At 27.5% G+C, this 21,454-nt stretch carries 12 protein-coding genes and 1 CRISPR repeat array; of the genes, 8 read left to right on the top strand and 4 right to left on the bottom strand.

All coding sequences use genetic code 11. The annotated features are described in order from the left end of the window. Positions 1 to 166: 166 nt before the first annotated feature. The 5 genes from J3E06_RS07330 to J3E06_RS07350 all read left to right on the top strand — a co-directional run bounded on the left by J3E06_RS07330 (position 167) and on the right by J3E06_RS07350 (position 12,224). A complete protein-coding gene (locus J3E06_RS07330; RefSeq protein ID WP_013179902.1) occupies positions 167 to 2,254 on the top strand; it encodes a type I restriction-modification system subunit M in 2,088 nt (695 codons plus the stop codon). After that, positions 2,254 to 3,576 (top strand): restriction endonuclease subunit S, encoded by a 1,323-nt coding sequence (locus J3E06_RS07335; protein WP_013179903.1) that lies wholly within the window; start codon positions 2,254 to 2,256, stop codon positions 3,574 to 3,576. The genes J3E06_RS07330 and J3E06_RS07335 overlap by 1 nt, the downstream gene beginning before the upstream one ends. A 1-nt stretch (position 3,577) precedes the next feature. Further along, the gene (locus J3E06_RS07340; RefSeq protein WP_013179904.1) at positions 3,578 to 6,571 is read left to right on the top strand and encodes a type I restriction endonuclease subunit R; all 2,994 of its coding nucleotides are present in this window, start codon (positions 3,578 to 3,580) and stop codon (positions 6,569 to 6,571) included. A 476-nt stretch (positions 6,572 to 7,047) separates the two neighbouring features. Next, positions 7,048 to 8,331, top strand: coding sequence for a hypothetical protein (locus tag J3E06_RS07345; RefSeq protein ID WP_013179905.1), 1,284 nt, complete (start codon positions 7,048 to 7,050; stop codon positions 8,329 to 8,331). Then, the gene (locus J3E06_RS07350; protein WP_013179906.1) at positions 8,319 to 12,224 is read left to right on the top strand and encodes a DEAD/DEAH box helicase; all 3,906 of its coding nucleotides are present in this window, start codon (positions 8,319 to 8,321) and stop codon (positions 12,222 to 12,224) included. Before J3E06_RS07345 ends, J3E06_RS07350 begins: the two co-directional genes overlap by 13 nt. Positions 12,225 to 12,272: 48 nt before the next feature. Here the strand turns inward: J3E06_RS07350 and J3E06_RS07355 are convergent, their stop codons facing one another. Further along, positions 12,273 to 12,821 carry a recombinase family protein gene (locus J3E06_RS07355; protein WP_013179907.1) on the bottom strand — a complete coding sequence of 183 codons (549 nt, stop codon included), beginning with the start codon at positions 12,819 to 12,821 and terminating at the stop codon, positions 12,273 to 12,275. A gap of 290 nt (positions 12,822 to 13,111) precedes the next feature. On the opposite strand from J3E06_RS07355, the gene J3E06_RS07360 reads away from it, so the two are divergent. After that, on the top strand, positions 13,112 to 13,660 hold the full coding sequence (locus J3E06_RS07360) for a recombinase family protein (RefSeq protein WP_048187082.1): 549 nt from the start codon (positions 13,112 to 13,114) through the stop codon (positions 13,658 to 13,660). Positions 13,661 to 14,184: 524 nt separating this feature from the next. After that, positions 14,185 to 16,220: a CRISPR direct-repeat array (repeat unit 37 nt; unit sequence GTTTCAATCCTTGTTTTAATGGATTATGCATTGTGAC). 400 nt (positions 16,221 to 16,620) lie between these two features. Here the strand turns inward: J3E06_RS07360 and cas4 are convergent. The 3 genes from cas4 to cas1 are packed head-to-tail and all read right to left on the bottom strand — an operon-like array spanning position 16,621 to position 18,520. Further along, positions 16,621 to 17,238, bottom strand: a complete 618-nt coding sequence (gene cas4 / locus J3E06_RS07365) for a CRISPR-associated protein Cas4 (protein WP_013179909.1) — start codon at positions 17,236 to 17,238, stop codon at positions 16,621 to 16,623. Then, complete coding sequence (gene cas2 / locus J3E06_RS07370) at positions 17,207 to 17,503, bottom strand: CRISPR-associated endonuclease Cas2 (protein WP_013179910.1); 297 nt, start codon at positions 17,501 to 17,503, stop codon at positions 17,207 to 17,209. The genes cas4 and cas2 overlap by 32 nt, the downstream gene beginning before the upstream one ends. A gap of 27 nt (positions 17,504 to 17,530) precedes the next feature. Further along, positions 17,531 to 18,520 (bottom strand): CRISPR-associated endonuclease Cas1, encoded by a 990-nt coding sequence (gene cas1, locus J3E06_RS07375; protein WP_013179911.1) that lies wholly within the window; start codon positions 18,518 to 18,520, stop codon positions 17,531 to 17,533. 189 nt (positions 18,521 to 18,709) lie between these two features. Here cas1 and J3E06_RS07380 point away from each other — a divergent pair, with 189 nt between their 5' ends. After that, positions 18,710 to 20,455 (top strand): TIGR02556 family CRISPR-associated protein, encoded by a 1,746-nt coding sequence (locus J3E06_RS07380; RefSeq protein WP_013179912.1) that lies wholly within the window; start codon positions 18,710 to 18,712, stop codon positions 20,453 to 20,455. A gap of 80 nt (positions 20,456 to 20,535) precedes the next feature. Further along, positions 20,536 to 21,414 carry a type I-B CRISPR-associated protein Cas7/Csh2 gene (gene cas7b / locus J3E06_RS07385; RefSeq protein ID WP_013179913.1) on the top strand — a complete coding sequence of 293 codons (879 nt, stop codon included), beginning with the start codon at positions 20,536 to 20,538 and terminating at the stop codon, positions 21,412 to 21,414. Positions 21,415 to 21,454: the final 40 nt, after the last annotated feature.

Below are 21,454 nucleotides of genomic sequence, written 5' to 3' on the forward strand. Positions count from 1 at the left end.
TTTTATATTCAATTATATTATTGATATTAATTAAATATAAGACTATTTTATATGACTAAGTTTAATAATTATACATATTATTATATGTTAGTATATATTGTTATAAAATTATTATAAAATTATTATAAAATTTTAATTTAGTGTATATTTAATTTTAGGTGTAAAAATGAATGGTTTTAATGATAAGGTAAATTTCATATGGAAAATAGCGGAGTTATTAAGGGGGGCTTATAAACCTGAGAAATATGGGGATGTTATATTACCAATGGCTGTTTTAAGGAGATTTGATTGTTTACTTGCAGATAAAAAAGAATCAGTTTTAGAAAGGGCTAAAGAAACAGATGTAGAAGCCATTTTAAACAATGTTGCAGGGTACGAATTTTCAAATAAATCAAAATTTGATTTTGAAAAACTTAAAAATGATTCTGATAACATAGAAACTAATTTTAAAGATTATATAAAAGGTTTTTCTTCAAATATTAGAACTATTATAGATAAATTTGAGTTTGATAAGGAGATAAAAAAATTAGAAGAAAATAATTTATTATATTTGGTTGTTAAGGAATTTAACAGTATTGATTTACACCCTAATGTGGTTAGTAATGTCGAAATGGGTTACATCTTTGAGGAATTAATAAGAAGATTTTCAGAAAATGCAGAAGCTGGTGACCACTATACGCCAAGAGAAGTTATTGAGTTAATGGTTAACTTAATATTTAATGGTTTAGAGGATGAAATAAGGGAAGAAGGTCGTATATTTACAGTTGGGGACTTTGCGTGTGGTACTGGCGGTATGCTTTCAGTAGCTACAAATTATATTAAAAAATTAAACCCCGGTGCAACTGTTGAATTATTCGGGCAAGAGCTTAATAATCAATCTTATGCGGTTTGCTGTTCAGATATGTTAATTAAAGGTCAAAGTGCGGGTAACATTGCATTTGGTAACTCACTCACCGCGGACAAACATGTTAATAGGGATGTACAATTTGCGCTTATGAATCCTCCTTTTGGTGTTGACTGGAAAAAAGATAAAGATGCAATAGACGAAGAAGCTAAAAAGGAATTTAATGGACGTTTTGGGGCAGGTTTACCGAGAACTTCTGATGGTTCATTATTATTTTTGCAACATATGGTTTCAAAAATGAGGCACGATGAAAAAGGTTCAAGAATGGCAATAATCTTTAACGGTTCACCGTTGTTCACGGGTGATGCAGGGTCGGGAGAATCAGAGATAAGGCGATGGATTATCGAGAATGATTTATTAGAGGGTATTATAGCACTTCCGACGGATTTATTCTATAACACAGGTATTGCCACGTACATATGGATTATTACAAACCGTAAAAACGATAACATTTTAAATGGACCGGTAAGAAGTGGGAAAATTCAATTGATTGATGCTACAAACTTTTATCATAAAATGAGAAAATCATTAGGTTCTAAAAGAAATAAAATAAGCGATTCCGATATTACGGAGATAACAAGACTTTACGGAGAATTTAAAGAAAATGAATATTGTAAAATTTTTGATAATAAAGACTTTGGATATTTAAAAGTTACAATTGAAAGACCTTTAAAATTAAATTTCCAAATTTCAGAAGAGAGAATTGAAAATATTTATTCGGAATCTGCGTTTTCTAAATTATACGACGAGGATAAAGTCGAAGAATTGGAATTAAAGAAACAGAAACAAATTATTAAAGCAAAAGAAAATACAGAATTGGAAAAACAGTATGTTGGGAAATCAATTCAAGATAATATTATCGATGTATTAAAAAATAATATTGATGAGAAAATCTATAAAAATAGGGAAGAATTTGACAAGGAATTAAGTAAAAAATTAAAAAGATTGGATTTAAGTAAGCCTGTGTATAAAGCGGTTTTAATGGGACTTTCTGAAAGGGATGAAACTGCAGATTACTGTTATAAAGGTAAAAGCAAGGAGGCAGATTCAGATTTAAGAGACACTGAAATGATACCTTTATCTATGGATGTGGAAGAATACAATAAAAAAGACTCTTCAAAGCACATTGCAAAGGAAAAGGAAAACATTTTAAACTACTTAGAGGCGGAAGTAAAACCACACGTTAACGAATACTGGATAGACGATAAAAAAACTAAAATAGGTTATGAAATTCCATTTACAAGACATTTCTATAAATTTGAAGAATTACGACCATTTGCGGAAATTATGAAAGAAGTTGAAGAGCTTGAAACTGAAATTCAAACTGATGTTAAAAAGGTGTTTGAATAATGAATGAATTAAAATATAGGAAAGCAGAAGAGCTAAAAGACAGCGGTGTTGAATGGATAGGGCAAATACCTAAAGATTGGGACATTATAAAAGGAAAAAATATATTTTATAATAAGAAAGTGAATAATAGGGGTATATTAAAAAATGTATTATCATTAACTCTAAACGGGGTTATTGATAGGGACCCTATGTCTAATGAAGGATTACAACCAAAAGATTTTAAAGGATATCAAGAATTTGAAAAAAATAATTTGGTTTTTAAATTAATCGACTTAGAAAACATAAATACAAGTAGGGTAGGAATTACACATAAAAGTGGATTAATGAGTCCCGCATATATTAGAATCATTAATAAATATCAAATCTGTGTTAAGTATTATTATTATACCTACTATTCATATTATCTTAAAAAAATATACAATAATCTTGGAAATAGTGGTGTAAGGTCTGCTATGAATTCATGTGATTTATTAAATTTGGAAGTTTTACAAACCTTTGAAAAAGAGCAAGAAAAAATAGCAAATTTCTTAGATATTAAAACAGAGGAAATCGAAAATATAATTTCTAAAAAAGAAAAACTTATTAATAAATTAGAAGAAGCTAAAAAAAGTTTAATTTCTGAAGTTGTGACGGGTAAATTTAAAATTATTGACGTAAAATTAATAAAAAGAGAAAAAGAAGAGCTAAAAGACAGCGGTGTTGAATGGATAGGGCAGATACCTAATGATTGGGACGTTAAAAAGTTAAAATATGAGGTTAGTCTCAGAAGTATAAAGGGTGAATATACTAAAAATTTAAAATACATCGGTTTAGAACATATTGAATCTTCAACTGGAAAATATATTAAAAATAGTGAAGAATTAAATATCGAAGGGATATGTAATAAATTTAAAAAGAATGATATATTATTTGGAAAATTAAGACCTTATTTAGCAAAATGTATTATAGCTAATTTTGATGGTGTTTGTTCATCTGAATTATTAGTTTTAAATACTCAGAGGATAAATAATATCTTTTTAAAATACGTCATTTTAAATAGTAAATTTATTAATTATATTAATTCATCCACCTATGGTGCAAAAATGCCCCGTACAAATTGGGATTTTGTAGGAAATATCAAAATACCGCACCCGAATATGCAAGAGCAAGAAACTATATCTAATTTCTTAGATACTAAAACAGAAGAAATCGACAATTTAATAAATAATACAAAATTACAGATAGAAAAATTAAAAGAAGCTAAACAATCTTTAATTTCAGAAGCTGTTACCGGAAAAATCGATTTAAGAGAATGGGAAATCATTAAAAAGGGAGGGGATTAATTTGATTACGCCGATTACAGATGATGATTTAAAAGAACGAAAATTTCAAACTATAATTAAAGAATATCTTACCAATGAAAATAACTACGTCGAATCATTTAATAAAAATTATGATAAACATTATGCTATTGATAAAGAATGTTTATTTAATTTTTTAGAACTTACCCAAAAAAATGAGCTCAAAGAATTAAACGAAATTTACGGCGATAATTACCGTTCAAAAATTATAGAAAATTTAGATAAGCAATTGCGAATAATGGGTATTATACATATTTTGAAGCATGGTTATAAAGATATGGGCGTAAAATTAAAACTTGCTTACTTTAAACCTGCAAATAATTTAAATGCGGACCAAAATAAATTATATGGGCAAAACATCGTTTCTGTAACTGAGGAATTAAATTATACCCAAGATAAAAGAATCGATTTAGTAATTTTCTTAAACGGCATGCCTATAACCACAATCGAAGTTAAAAACCCGTACACAGGTCAAACCTATAAAAATGCAATCAAACAATACAAAAAGACCCGATTTAACACGGAAAAATTATTCAAATTCAAAGAAAGAGCCATCATAAATTTTGCAATGGATGAAGACCAAGTTTATATGACAACCCAACTAAAAGGTGAAGATACCATATTTTTACCGTTTAATTTAGGCGTAGGCGACGGGGCAGGAAACCCCAATGTAACAGGTAAACTTAAAACTTACTATATGTGGGAAAACATCTTAACAAAAGATTCTTTACTTGAAATTATCGGCAAATTTGTATATGTTCAAAAACAAGAACACGAAGTTTTAGACGATAACGGAGACTATAAAATAATTACAACGGAAAAAACCATATTCCCAAGATACCACCAATTAGACTGTACAAGAGACATATTAAATCACGTAATACAAAATGGTTCGGGTCAAAAATATTTAATCCAACATTCCGCAGGCTCTGGAAAAACTAATTCTATAACCTGGCTTTCTCACCGATTGTCATCTTTGCACGATAAAAACGATAAAGTAATATTTGACGGGGTTATTGTAGTTACCGATAGAAAAGTTTTAGACAAACAATTGCAAGACTCTATTTATCAATTAGAACATAAAACAGGCGTAGTTGCTAAAATAGATAAAGATTCAAATCAATTAGCCAAAGAAATAGAAAAAGGTACTAAAATAATAATTAGCACTATTCAAAAATTCCCACACGTTTTAAAGAAATTAGCTGATACAAAAGGCAAAAAATATGCAATTGTTATCGATGAAGCTCATTCGTCAACATCTGGTAAAAATATGATGGCTTTAAAAGAATCTTTATCTTTAGACGAAGCAATCAAAATAGCAGAAGAAGAGGAAAGTCAAGAAATAGATTCAGAGGATAAAATAAATAAAGAACTAAAAAACTTTACTGACCAATCAAATGTTAGTTTCTTTGCATACACCGCTACACCCAAAGCCACCACTTTAAGGCTTTTTGGAACAAAATCGGACGATGATAACGATGATAAGTATTATCCTTTCCATATATACAGTATGAGGCAAGCAATAGAAGAAGGTTTTATATTAGACGTTCTAAAAAACTATATGACATATAAAATGTGCTACAAAGTCAGCAAAACAATTGAAGAAGACCCAGAATTTGATAAAGCACGTGCTACAAAGTCTATCATGCGATATGTTACATTACACCCGTGCAATATTTCCCAAAAAACAGAAATAATCATAGAACATTTTAGAAACTACACTATGAAGAAAATTGGGGGGCATGCAAAAGCAATGCTCATAACACCGTCAAGGCTACACGCAGTACGTTATAAATTAGAATTTGACAAATACATAAAAGAAAAAGGTTATGATGATTTAAAAACCTTAGTAGCATTTTCAGGAACTGTAAAAGATACTAATAGTTTAGAATATACCGAATCAGGTATGAATGAAATTTCTCAAGCTAATTTACCCGTTGAATTTGACAAAGAGGAATCAAAAATATTAATTGTAGCAAATAAGTATCAAACAGGTTTTGACCAGCCTAAATTACATACCATGTACATTGATAAAAAATTATTCGGTGTAAAAGCAGTTCAAACGCTTTCAAGGTTAAACAGAATTTACCCTGGAAAAGAAGATACATTTATCTTGGATTTTGTAAATGAACCTGAAGATATACAACGAGCTTTTATGCCATTTTATTCAATGACGACTCTTAACAATGACATAGACCCAAACGATATTTATACACTGGAAAATGAAATCTATGCAAAACAGGTAATTAATGAAGAAGATGTTAAAAAATTCACAGATTTATTTTATAAAGATAATCTTACAAATAGAGGAAGAGCCTTAGAATCAAATTATATCAATAATTCATTAAAAAGAATTGAAAAATTCACAACAGAAGAAACCATTGAATTTAAAAATCTTGCAAAAAAATTTATAAATTTATACAATTTAATAATTCAAATTTTTGCACTTAAAGATTCAGATATTCACCGATTAAATATTTATTTAAGATACTTACTTAAAAAAATTGAAATTGAAAATACTGGTGGTGTAGATTTAACAAATAAGGTTATCTTAGAATACTATTCCTTAAAAAAAGGTAAATTAGATGAAATTGAACTTAGAAGTTCTGACGGTGGTATAGACATACATATTTCAGAAGGTGGGACAAAAGGTGAAAATCCAGATTTATTGAGTAACATAATAAAAACGCTAAATGATAAATTTGGGACCGAATTTTCAGATTCTGAAAAATTAGCAGTTGAACAAATAAGTAATAATTTAAAAAGTAATGAAAAATTAAAACTTAATGCAACAGCTAATGATTATGAATTATTTAGACTCGCTTTCGATAAATCCTTTGAAGAAGGCGTAGTAAATGAATTTTCCAAAAATGAAATATTTTATGGAAAAATTTTAAAAGATAACGACTTTAAGAATAAATTAATTGATTTATTAGCTATGGATATATATAGATGGTTTAATAAAATAAACGGCTAATATTTTTACTTTCTTACTTTTTTATATTTTAATATTTTAATATTTTTAACGTAACTCATTATTCTTTGACCTAAAAGCTCGAATATTGATAATAAATTTTGTGGAATAGTTCTTTTATTTGTGTACGGATACTTACTTAAAAAGTTTGTGAATATATATATATATATATATATATATTTATAAATTCTTTAAAAAATACTGTTTTTCAATAATTTATGTAATATTTATGTAATTGCAATGTAATTCACAGTAAAATGGAATATTTACTTATTTTTAGGTTAAATAACTTACTTTTAAAATAGTAAGTTATTTAATTTTATGAAACTACTTTTCGATAAATCATTACATTCAATAATTGTTAGGTAGCATATAATTTAAATAAATCGTAATAATTATATGATATTAGGTATAATATTAAAAGTATAATACATTATTTATTTTAGGTTATAACTTTTAAGATAATATGGGGTAATAATATGGACAGATTTCCAATACTATATAATAAGTTTAATCCAGAACACTGGAAAAACTATTATGAATTACATACTAAAAATTTTAAAAAAGAGTTATCTGATAGTTATATTGACGGTATGGGGATTATTGGGGAAAATTTATTTGAAATTACCCTGGATAATCAAATATCTAACTCAAAATGCAATCTTACAAATGTAAGGTTTGGAATTTTAGAGTCAGAATGTTATTGTTTGATGTGTCCGGAGTTAGAATCATTTATATCATTGGTACTTTGGATGAATTATGAGAATGAATCAAATTATGAAAAAAAAGAGAAATACTATACCATATTAGAGGATTATTTATCAAAAAGTTCTAGTGAAGAAACGTGTGTTCTTACAGATAATTATCGGATAAGAACTGAAAATTTTGGAGATTTGGTACCATTTAAAGGTACAATTAAAAAAAGAGAAAAAAAGAAGTCATACTTTGATTGGGAACGAGTACCTTTTCTAAAAAGAAGTGCAGAAGTTAGTGCAATACATTCTTCACCACCGTTTATGCCAACATTTCCAGACTCTAAGACAAAAATACAAATCTTTACCATGCCTTTCAAAATTAATCAATATACAAAATACGATATGGAACTAATAATTCCTTCTGCAACTACATCTAAAACGGGAGTTTTAAATTTAGGTAAACCTTCAAATGAAGTGTATGATAAATTAAAATCTACTAAAACTGAGTGGTACATAGGCTTATTTATAGAAAAGATTATAAATATTAACGAAAATTACACTAGAAATTTTGAAATTATAGATATTTCATCAGCAGGGGTAATTGATGTAATAGGTCACTTAATTTCTCAGAAATTATATTATAATTATCTAAAAGAATTTAATTTAGAAATATGTTCCAATTATGAGTTGGAAAGATTATTTAAATTTCACGTACAAAAAATGTATGAACAATATAATGAAGATGTATGGGCGGACCTGGATACCTTTTATCGTATATATTTAGAAAAATATTTTCTCAAAATACATGGAAAAGTATATTATAAACCCTACATCTTTAAAGAATTAAATTTTAAAGAATATGGGGAATTTATTAAATATTTAAATGATAGTGAAGAATATCAAAAAAAAATATACGAAGATACAAATGTTATGGAAAACATTAACTTAGCAAAAAAATTTTCAAAAAATAAATCCTATTTTGAGTTTTTAAAGAAGTATTCAAAATATTCAAAATATGATTTGATAAATAGAATATTTAAAAATGGGGGAAGACAATGGAGAATTTAGGTTTAGAATATAATTACAACATATTAAACCAAGAATATTTAAAATTTATAGTTTCTACTATCTCTAGAAATAATGAAAAACTAAAAAATGAATTAAATGACTTATTTTCTAAAAATGAAGTTTTATTTAAAGATTTATTAGTTCAGGCGTTGCCAGAATATGAAATTGATAAAAGAGGGATAGAAGAAGCAGGTTTTAACCCTCAATTTAAAGATTTTTTGGACAAAACTGATGTCTATAATCCCTATATCCATCAATTTGAAGGTTGGAAAAAAATAAATGATGGGAAAAATTGTGTTATAGCAACAGGAACTGGTAGTGGTAAAACAGAAACTTTTTTGATGCCGATATTTAACCACTGTATTCAAAATAAACATAACGGTGTACAAACAATATTAATATATCCATTAAAAGCATTAGCAAAAGACCAAAAAGAGCGAATCGATAATTATCTAAAAATATTAAACAAAAAATATCGTTCAAATATATCTTGCGGAGTTTTTGATGGAGATTTGAGTAGTGGTGAAAAAAATAAGATGATTGATTCCCCCCCTAATATATTACTTACAAATTATGTGATGCTTGAAAGAATACTTTTAAATCCTAACTACATAAAGCTTTTAAACAACGCTGAAGTAAAATTTATCGTATTAGATGAAATACATTATTATAGTGGTGCTCAGGGTATTGACGTTTCACTACTTATAAGAAGACTTCAATTTTACTTATCTACTATACAAGCAAATAAATATATTCAATATATTGGTACAAGTGCTACGTTAGGAAAACCTGACTCTAAAGAAGTATTAAATTTCTTAAAAAAACTTTTTAACAAGGATTTTGAATACGAAAACATTATTTTTCCACAATATTCTGAAAAGTACTTGAAGAATCCATTGAAGAATCCTGTAAAGATTAAAGATTTAAAGAATTTACCTGAAGAATCCTTAGGGGAGCTACGAACACATGCATTTTATAGGGGACCTCCAAAAATTTACCGATGTTTAGAATGTGGGAAATTACATATGTTGGATGTTGATAAGTGTGATTGTGGTTCTAATCTTGTTTTTGAGATATATACTTGTAGAAATTGTGGCGAGGAATACATAAATTATGAATATATTGAAAAAGGTGCTATGACCTATAAGTCTCTCCGCAGAAAACCTTTGGAAAAATATTCAGTATATAAAAATTACGAAGATAAAAAATTAAAAATTAGAGAAATCATTTTATCAAAAGAAAATTACAACAATGAAACTGCGTTACCTGTAAAATTATGTAAACAATGTCATAGTTTACATCATGAATCTCAATCAACTTGTAAATGCGGTAACTCTAAAAATTTTTATGATTTGTATATAAATATAACTAATAAAAATAAGGAATTATCTTCAAAAAATGATAAATATTGTCCAAAATGTGATTATAATGGATATGCATATCGTATTATAAAAGGAGCTTCTGAAATATCTGATGAATTTTGTGCTCAAAGTTTATTTGATGAATTATTTATTACATTGCCAGATCATCCAAAAAGAAAGGTTTTAATATTTACCGACAATGTACAAAGGGCATCCAGATTTGCTAGAAATATAGAGGAATATCATTTTGAAAAAATTATTCGCAAAAAGCTATTAGAAAATATTTCTAAGGTAGAAAAACCCATAAAAATTAAAAAATTAATGGAAGAAACATTGGACGAATTAGATGAATTTAGGGATATTTCAGAATATAAAAATAGACTTCAACAGTGTATATATGAGGAGTTATTTGCAAAAGGTAGTAATGTAACTTCACTAGCAAATAAAAATATTTTTGAAATTTCTATGGATACGCCAAAAATATCTAATATCGAAGTTAAAGAAAAATATAATAAATTTATAAAAATATTCTTTAAAAATAGACAAATATCAGAATATTATGATTTATTAATGGATACTGAAGATAATTTGCATAAAAAAATTTTTTTAAGTAATGAAGATATAAAGAAAAATGCATATAATAAAATGTATGGGATACCTTATTCAAGGGACAAAACGTCAGAAAAAGATTTAAAAATGAAAAAAATAGAAAAAATGATTAATATACTATCCCAAAATGAAGTTATCATTTTAAAAGATAATAAATACTTTTTAAGAATAATCAATTTATATATCAAAAAAAATCAAAAAACAATGCCCAAACATCTAAATAATCATATTGAAAATAATGAAATGCCATTTTTAATATCCGATACGGATACTGGAAAAAAAGATGCTAAAAAAAGAGCTGAAACAGAAAATAGTTTCAAAAATGAATCGGAAAATAAAGTTAATTTTTTAGTGGCTACACCTACATTAGAATTGGGCATAGATATCGGAACTTTGAATGCAATAGGTTTATTGTATGCACCGCCTAGTCCTGCACAATATGTCCAAAGAATGGGCCGAGGGGGTAGAAGAGGTTCTTCAACATTGGGTGTTACTTACCTATCAACTTCTGCACTTGATACGATGTACTATCATGATGTAGAAAGTTTAACAAATGGACTTATAAAACCACCAGCATTCTCTATTGATTTAGAATTACCCTTATCAAAAGCATTATTCAGTTTATTCTTGCATTATATATTAACAAACACAGATTTTGAGTTTAAACTTCCAGGAGATTGGAAAAAATTAGCAACTTGGAAAAACAACTTAGATTGTATTATAATATTATGGAAAAAATATGAAGAAGGATATTTTAAATATTTAAAGAAGTATTTAAAAGATTCTGGATTGGATTACCCCAATTATAAAAATTTAATAGAGGAATGGTCTTATAAAATAAAAGAATATGCGGAAATTGAAGCTTCACTTAGGACCAATGGCGATATAGAAACTAGTTCAAAAGGAGTATTTAATTATTTTCAAGAAGCGGGTTTACTACCCGATTATGCTTTTGGAGTTTCAGGCAGTAAATTAATAATTCGTAGTAAAAATGAAGAATCTACAAGATCCATAATAACAGGCTACGGTCTTGAAGAGATATGTCCTCCATCTACATTAGATCATGATAAAAAAAGATATTTTTGTGAAAGGTTGCGTGGAGGTACTGCATTAAAAACGTTGGCCCTAAACTATTATAAGTGTACAAATACAGAATGTAATGATAAAGAAATATATTATACAAATAATCAAAATATATGTCCAATATGTGGGAATCCATTATCAAAAATGGATTGCAAAATTTTAGAACCAAAAGTTGTTTATGCTAAAAAATCTTATGTTAAAAAATTAAAAGGAACAATTTTTGAACCTTGTATATTTAATATGCCCCAAATAGAAAAATTTAATAAAGTTTCAAAGCCTTTTGAGTGTGAAATAGGTCACATTTTAAAAGCGGGGCATATTCAAAAAAATATTAAGGAATTGATTTATTGCAAAAACTGTAATAAAATAACTTATAAAGATAATAAAGATAAATGTTGCAATAATCCATTGTTAACTAATTTATCTACGGGTAATCAAAATATTGGTTCGGGAACTAAACTCAAATTTGGAACTAAATTTAAAACAAAAGGGGTACTTTTAAAAATACCTCCCAAGTGTAATAAAAAGACAATGTTAAATACCATAATTTCTGCAATAATACTCGAAGCGGGCTGTGAAGATGGAGAGGTTAGTGGTATGTTAGATGTTATAGACAATACATTATTGTTTTACGATAATGTAGAGGGAGGGGTAGGTTTTGTAGATGTGTTATATACCAGATATTCTGAGATACTAAAAACCGCAGAAAAATTATGTAAAATGGATTGTTGTGTAAAAGGTTGTGTAAAATGTATCGGTAGTTACCGTAGACAGTTTGATTTACCATATTTAAATAAGGAATCAATAATTGAAGTACTTGAAAATATGAATAATATTTAATTTTTTTATATTTTTAAATACTCATTAAGAATTAAAAAAAATAAATAACTATTTCCCTAAATACCTATACAAAGTACTCTTACTAACTCCTGTAATTTCTTTTATTTCTTTTAATGTACAATCACCAGTATTATATAACTTAATGGCCATTTCTAATTTATCTTTTTTAACTCGTGGACGACCGCCAACACGACCACGTGAACGTGCAACGTCTAAACCGTTTTTAGTTCTTTCTTTTATTAGTTTTCTCTCAAATTCTGCCAAAGCGGAAAAAATATTAAACATTAGTTCGCCCTGTGCAGTTGTTGTATCAATCCAGCTTTCTTTTAAACTTTTTAACTGAACACCTTTCGATTTAAATAACTCCATCGTAGTAATTAAATCTTTCATACTACGAGATAAACGAGTTAAATCAGAAACTACAACAATATCATTCTCCCTAATAGTTTCCATCATTTTATTGAATTCTGGACGTTCTGATTTACCTCCAGAAATCTTTTCAAAATAGATTTTTTCACAACCTACTTTTTTAAGTTCTTCAATATACTTTTCAATATTCTGTTCCTTGGTTGAAACTCTTGCATAACCAATTTTCATTTACTCACCCATTAATTAAAAAAATAAAATAAAAAAGATTCCCAAAACTCATAAAATTATTTACTAAAAATACTTTGATTTTGGCACGAGTTTTGGAACTGATTTTTAAACAAAAAATAACAATAATCTATAAAATAAAAAGATTCCCAATAACGACCGTTTTTAAGACTTTTTACTTTTTTTAAGAAATTAACATCTTTTATATATGGATAATTCTCAAAACTTAGTATCAATATCAAAGTATCAAAACCTTACAAAATAGATAAGTAATGAGACTTTACGTGATAATTATGATTATAGGTTATGCAAGAGTATCGACAAAAGACCAAAACTTAGAACGACAAGTTCAAGATTTAAAAAAAGTAGGTTGTGAAAAAATCTATTTGGAAAAGATTTCAGGAACTATAAGAAATAGACCTGAATTTACTAAAATGTTTGATAGGTTATCTAATGAAGATATAATAATCGTTACAGAACTTACACGTATTTCAAGAAGTACAAAAGATTTAGTTGAAATTGTTGAAAACTGTAAATCTTTAAACGTTGAGATTAAAAGTTTAAAGGAATCTTGGCTCGATACGAGTTCGGCACATGGTAAGCTTCTTTTCACTATCATTGCAGGATTAGCACAATTTGAAAGGGATTTGACATCTGAACGAACTAAGAACGGTTTAGACGTTGCACGTTCACGTGGTCGAGTTGGCGGTCGTCCTAAGGTTGATTTAGGTAAGGTAGAAATGGCCATTAAACTTTATAATTCGGGTGAATGTACATTAAAAGAAATAAAAGAGATTACTGGAATTAGTAAGACTACTTTGTATAGATATTTAGGTAAATAGTTATTTATTTTTATTATTTAACTATTGTATCAAACCCTTTTATTCACTTCGTTCATAAAATCCTTTGATGGATTTGAAATGAAGCCGTTCGTCCTAAAGCAGTTGGGCTTTCAATCCTTGTTTTAATGGATTATACCAAACCCTTTTATTCACTTCGTTTATAAAATCCTTTGATGGACATATTTTGTAATTAAAAATATCAAATCTTCGATTTGAGTAAATGCCAATCGCCCAGAGGCAGTTGGGCTTTCAATCCTTGTTTTAATGGATTATACCAAACCCTTTTATTCACTTCGTTTATAAAATCCTTTGATGGACATATTTTGTAATTAAAAATATCAAATCTTCGATTTGAGTAAATGCCAATCGCCCAGAGGCAGTTGGGCTTTCAATCCTTGTTTTAATGGATTATACCAAACCCTTTTATTCACTTCGTTCATAAAATCCTTTGATGGACATATTTTGTAATTAAAAATATCAAATCTTCGATTTGAGTAAATGCCAATCGCCCAGAGGCAGTTGGGCTTTCAATCCTTGTTTTAATGGATTATGCATTGTGACAATATCTTTTTTATGATATAGAAACTCTTGATATTGAGTTTCAATCCTTGTTTTAATGGATTATGCATTGTGACGGATATGACGTTTAAAAAGACGGACGGCACTATATCGTTGTTTCAATCCTTGTTTTAATGGATTATGCATTGTGACTACTACTAATTTCGGGAAATATACGCATATTGGAGAGTTTCAATCCTTGTTTTAATGGATTATGCATTGTGACTACAACTACCAGAAACACCAAATATCGAAACAAATTCGAGTTTCAATCCTTGTTTTAATGGATTATGCATTGTGACTTTATAGCTCCTGGAGCATCAGGGGGTTTAGATATTAGTTTCAATCCTTGTTTTAATGGATTATGCATTGTGACTATAAAACACAATGGGCAACGGATAATTGTTGAAGAACGTTTCAATCCTTGTTTTAATGGATTATGCATTGTGACAGTTCAACACCTCATAATCGACATCAATTTGTTGATTATGTTTCAATCCTTGTTTTAATGGATTATGCATTGTGACGGGGGGATTAGCACAGCACAGTTTGAATGTATTAGCGTTTCAATCCTTGTTTTAATGGATTATGCATTGTGACGAAAATAATGGTGGAAGATATTCACGTTATCTTAGAGTTTCAATCCTTGTTTTAATGGATTATGCATTGTGACTTCTAAACTATCGCAGTTTAGAAGCAAGGGCTGTCGGTTTCAATCCTTGTTTTAATGGATTATGCATTGTGACAAGATGCGTATATTCCCTTAAATATATGCATTGTAGGTTTCAATCCTTGTTTTAATGGATTATGCATTGTGACAGTGTAGTATACGATATTACAAAACAATTTAGTGAGTTTCAATCCTTGTTTTAATGGATTATGCATTGTGACTAAAAAGGTGGTAAAATGGACATAAGCGAATTAATGAAGTGTTTCAATCCTTGTTTTAATGGATTATGCATTGTGACTTGAAAACAGTTTCAGATTATGATTTCAGACAGTAGTTTCAATCCTTGTTTTAATGGATTATGCATTGTGACCTGAACGATTCAATTGATGAAGAATCTTCTCAAAAATGTTTCAATCCTTGTTTTAATGGATTATGCATTGTGACAGATTATATGAAAAATCCCACGCCAAAAGAATCGATAATGTTTCAATCCTTGTTTTAATGGATTATGCATTGTGACTTGAGCTATATCCTCAAACTAATAATGAGGTATATGCGTTTCAATCCTTGTTTTAATGGATTATGCATTGTGACAATGAAGTACAAACATTTACATTATTCTAAAAAAGGTGATGTTTCAATCCTTGTTTTAATGGATTATGCATTGTGACAGACCAACCCCTTAGACGGGGAAAATCGCCAAAACCTCGTTTCAATCCTTGTTTTAATGGATTATGCATTGTGACTTTTCTAATATGAAGAAATCAAAATATGTATTCTTGTTTCAATCCTTGTTTTAATGGATTATGCATTGTGACTGGATATTCCAGATTGGATTACCAGACAAATATGTTTCAATCCTTGTTTTAATGGATTATGCATTGTGACTGACCCCCAGTGGTTGGGGGAAAAACATTATAGCGAATGTTTCAATCCTTGTTTTAATGGATTATGCATTGTGACATAATGCAATATCTTTATTGATAGACACAAGTTTCGAGTTTCAATCCTTGTTTTAATGGATTATGCATTGTGACAATTGAATGAACTTTTCTAAGGGGGAGGTTAGTAAGTTTCAATCCTTGTTTTAATGGATTATGCATTGTGACAATGCAGTTCCATTTATTGCGTCAGTCAAAGGTTCTAAGTTTCAATCCTTGTTTTAATGGATTATGCATTGTGACCAATGTATACAATAATGGATGGGCAACCGGTGGAAGTTTCAATCCTTGTTTTAATGGATTATGCATTGTGACAAAGATATTGAAAGACGTGCAAACGTTAGAAATTCAAATGTTTCAATCCTTGTTTTAATGGATTATGCATTGTGACACGTAGTTAAATTATTACTCATCAATAAGTACAAAATAAGACTTATAGATTAAACAAAGCTCTATTTAACCGTATCACAAAATTTATTCAATCTGACAATATATAGTTTGTTTTGGACTCTATATAAAAGTTACCATTTGTATTTTAAAAATATAATTCGGGGTTAGTTGAATAACTAAAAAGTAACTCTTTTAGTAAATACAACGTAACTAAGAAATAATAATCAAACCATAAAAAATGAATTGAGCATATAGATAACTGTATAGATTAAACAAAGTTTATAAAGAACTCTAAATTTTTTAACCCTAAAAAAAGAAGCTCAGAATGGGCTTAATAATTTTGGATTTTGAAATGTGTTATTACAAAGGTCACGTAAAAATCATATTAAGTAATACGTATATTACCTTGGGCATATGTTTTTATAACAACAGTCCAGACATCTACGCTCGTATTTGGTAGCTTCGGGGTATTTGCCTTTTAAAACTTCCATATACGAATTAATACTTTCTAAAGTTTCAGTTCTTAGTTTTTCAGATATTTTTATTTCTTTTAAAACATTTTTATCTTTGCAATATATAATATATCCATAATTTACAGGTTTATTGTACAAATCTTCAATCATTAGCGAGTACATAGTACTTTGAATTTTATGAGTTTTGTATGTTTTAGAGTTGTAATTTGTAAATTTATAATCTAATGGAGATAATGTATTATCATTCATTGTTAAAATTTCATCAATAATTCCCCTAATTTTGTATTTTTCAGAAATTAAATTTACATTTATTTCTTTTGAAACCATCGGAATTTTTTTACGAATGTATTGTATATTTTGAGATTCTCTTATTTTATGAATTTCCCTACCCTTACGCACATTATAACGCTTTTCTTCATGTTGTAAAATGTTTAAAACTTTCATAAAATATGTATATCGTCTACAATAAGTAAATTCTATCATATCGGAGGGTGTAACAAAATACGAATATTCATTAAATTCGGAAGAATTTTGAGGTAATTTCATCTAAAACCAGCTCCTCATCAAAAGATTGACCTATTAAGTATGATTTATCAATAAATTCTTTACTGGTGGGTAAAAAGTAAACTGAATCTGTTTCTGGATTTATAACATCTTTTGTTATTAGTTTAAGTTCTTCAAATCTATTTTTAGCAACTTCGCCCAAGAATACACTTTTTTGAACCCTATAAAGTCCAAAATTTAAACAACTTTTGGATATTTTGGTTCTTACCTTATTTTCTTGTATATCATAAATAACCCATAATAACACTTTAGCACCCCCGTATTGTTGATAATTTTAAATATATTTTAATATTTTATTAGATACTTTATGACAGTCTTTTAAAATTGTATCTTCAATTCGAGTATTTTTACCATCGTATTTAATTTTTTTATCCATGATTTCATTGTATTTTGAAATTAAAAGCTGTTTACCTTCTTTATTTAAATAATATCCATTTTTTGATTTTTCTTCAGCTTTTAACTCATCAAAAAATTTGCCCTCAATTAATTTATTGTTACAAAGTTCAAACACCGTTTTATCTACATAGTAACGGTATGGTTCTATCATATCATACACTAAAGCAGTTCGATTATAATTATCCCTATGTAAAATACCTATATAAGGGTCTAATCCCGCAATTATGCATGAACGTTCAATTTGCCCATAAAGAATGCCATAACCGTAATTTAAAAGACAATTAAAGTAATCTTTTGCAGGATTTCTGCTTCTACATTCAAAACGATATTCTTCATGCAATAATTCAGAAAGAGTTTTAAAATACATTCTACTTACATTAGCTTCTAAATTTTGAATTTTATCCCTTTCTTCTTTTATATTTTTGTAATTATATTCCATTTCGTTTATTTTTTGTATATAGTTATTCATTTTAGAAATTGCATTATTATTAATAAATTCATCATTTGAAAATTTCTTTAAAAGTTTTTTTTGATTATTCATTTTTGTAGATATCCAATCTTTAACTAATTCAAAACCCAAATACGTATTTTCTAATTCAAGCTGTTTTTTACGTATTGTGCTAATACTTCCAAATTTAGAGTGCCAAAATCTACCCAAAGGCTTCCCATAATTGTTAAGCATTATAAAATCTATGTTATTTTCAACTGCAAGGTTTATGGCATCCGTAGTAATTACGCCTTTTGTTGTTACGACGATTTGCTCGACCTTATCCACAGATATTTCGTCTTTTTTACCATCTGCTTTAATAACAAACCTATTTCCATTTTTCGAAAGATAAAAACCGTAAGTAGTTAAATTAAGTTTCATAAAATCACTTTTATAAGTTTTTATTATATCTTATTAATAACATGAGATTGTTATCGTAAATTTATAATATTTTTTTTAAGTAATATATAATTACCTCATCAAATTACTTAAGAAACTATTTATCTAATAAAAATCAAATTTTATAACAATTAATTTCGTCAAATTACTTAAGAAAATAAGGGATATCTTATGTTAGAACATATTGCAAATATCGGCAAATATTCCGATGAATCAGGTCAACTAATTGATTTATGGCAAAAAGATGAAAAAGACTTTGATGGGATTATTGAAGTCGCCATAACTAATGGTAAAGTGGATAATATACTCGCTAAACAATTTGATAAAAAAGTTTGGCGAAATATGTTATTTTATCAAGTTGGAAACGGTTTTGTTGGTAGTTTAGTAAAAATAGAGAAATTTAAAGATGATAAAAAAATCATTGAAAAATTAAAGAAAAAAGTTGAAAAATCTATTAAATTTTTAGACTTGAAGTTTAATAATAACCAAATAGATGGGCTAATGAAAGAAATTGTATCTCAAATTCAAGATACGTCTAAAAATTATGTCGTTAGCTTTAAAATTAACGATAAATATCCATTTGAAATAGGTTCATTAAATGATAAATTTAATTTAGAAATTGAAAAAACGTATTTAAATAAATCTAAAGTTAAAAAAAAGTGTCATATATGTAGTAAAGAAGATATAGCATACAATACCGCAGTATATAAATGTTATACTAATGACAAATGTATTTTTTCAAATACGGAAGATGGTGAATCATTCTTTATGTGTAGAGACTGCGTAATAAATATTTTAAAGGGTAGAAAATTCATTGATAATAATTTAAAGGGTTATTGGATAGGCAACGAAGTAATGTTTTTACCTCAAAATGTAAATGAAGATGTGCTTGAGGCTTTTGAAGAATTTGTAATATATGATAAAAGTGACATTGAAAGAAAAAACCCTCAAAAACTAATTAATTCTATTAAAAATAATGAAAATGAGGTATTTACCAGTTTAGGTAATTTAAAAACGCCTTTAGATATTATATTTTTTGACGACCCAAAAGCAAGTTCTGAATGGAAAATTAGATATTCGATAAATGGTGTCTTACCTTCAAGATTTACGATTATATCGAAGTTAGAACAAAAATATATGAATAAAAAAGGAAGTGAGCTTAATTTATGGATGGTTATAAATTATCTTATTCCGAGGGATGATAAAAATAAATATTCATCAAACGAAGCAAAATCAATATTAAATGTAATTTTTCAAGGTAATAAATACAGTAGAAATTTATTTTTTGCAAAAGTTATGCAAAAATACAAAGCAGAATATGGAAAATATTTGAAAAAAGAAATAAAATATCCGCCAAATATTAATGATATACATAGAATTTATAATTTTATGGTAGACTGTGGATGTTTATCTAAGGGCTGGAATTTCGCTTATGAACTATCTAATAGACCATTTAATAAAGAAAATAATGAGGATAATAATATGTTATATGAAAGTATTGTAAAATATGAAAGCATTAACGAATTATTTGATAAAAATAAAGATTATTTTGATACAGATACTAAAAAAGCCTGGTTTTTATTAGGCAATATTTACGATTCAATCGTTTATTATTCAAAAAAATATCACAACAGTGATAAATCATATTTGGAATCAAATTTTTATTATGGCAATAAATTTGATGAAAAATTTTTCCAAAAAATGTTAAATCAATGTAATGAATTAATGTTAAAATATGGAACAACAATTCAAGGTAAAGTAGGGTTAGAAAAGAGAATAACCGATGCAAAATACTTAATGACCGATAAAAATAATGATAAAAATAATAAATTATCATCTGATGAAGCAAAATATATCTTTTTCTGGGGATTGCAACAATACTTTGGACCCATAAAAAAAGATGAAAAAGAAGAATAATTGATATAATCAATTAATTATACATTATATTTTATTTATCAAATTGAAATATAGTTCAAAAAATTCGAAATGGTGATATTATGGCAAATACAAGAGAATATTTATTGATATGGGACAGTACAATGGCAAATCCTAATGGAGATATGTTATCGGAAAATAAACCAAGAATAGATGAAAGTACGGGTCAATTGGAAGTTTCAGATGTTCGGATTAAACGATATGTACGAGATGAGTGGATTAAAGAAGGAAAAGACGTTTTAGTACAAACTTTAAAAGATGATAAAGGTAAAATTTTATCCTGTCAAGATATGGTAAAAAATATTCAAGCCAAAGAAAATTTGGATGATAATACGTTATTAGAACACGTTTTAAATAACTATATCGATGTTAAATTATTTGGTGCAGTTATTACAAAACCTAAGCGGGATATTATGGGTCCTTTACAAGTGATGTGGAGTAAGTCATTACATGAGGCAGAAGTTAAATTTATGCAAGGAAATGCCGCTTATGCAAGTGGTTCTGGTAAGGAACAGGCTTCAATATGGTCTAAATACATAAGCCCGTATGTTTTATTTAAAACCTACGCCATATATAATGAAAATGTCGCAAAAGTTCAAAATATCAATGTTGAAGAAGAAGATTTAGAATCATTTAAAAAAGCTTTAATAAATGGTCTTAAAAATTATAGAAGTACCTCTAAAAACCAAATGCCGAGAGTTTTAATTGAAATAATTTACAATGATAATAATATTGATGGTGAATTAGATTATATAGATGTAGTTTATAAAGAAAATATTTTACCAACAGAATTAAGAGAAATTTCCCAGGTTGAAATCGATTTAATCAAATTAAATGAATATATTGAAAATAAAAAAGACAGCATTAAAACAGTGAACATATATAAGCACGGGAAAGTTAATTTAGTAAATGAACCAGATGCAAATATTAAAACAATTTAATATTTTAATAATAATTTAATTCTAATAATAATTTTTTACA

Origin of the sequence: Methanococcus voltae, from assembly GCF_024807655.1 — an archaeon.
Lineage (GTDB): Archaea > AGJL01 > Methanococci > Methanococcales > Methanococcaceae > Methanococcus > Methanococcus voltae_D.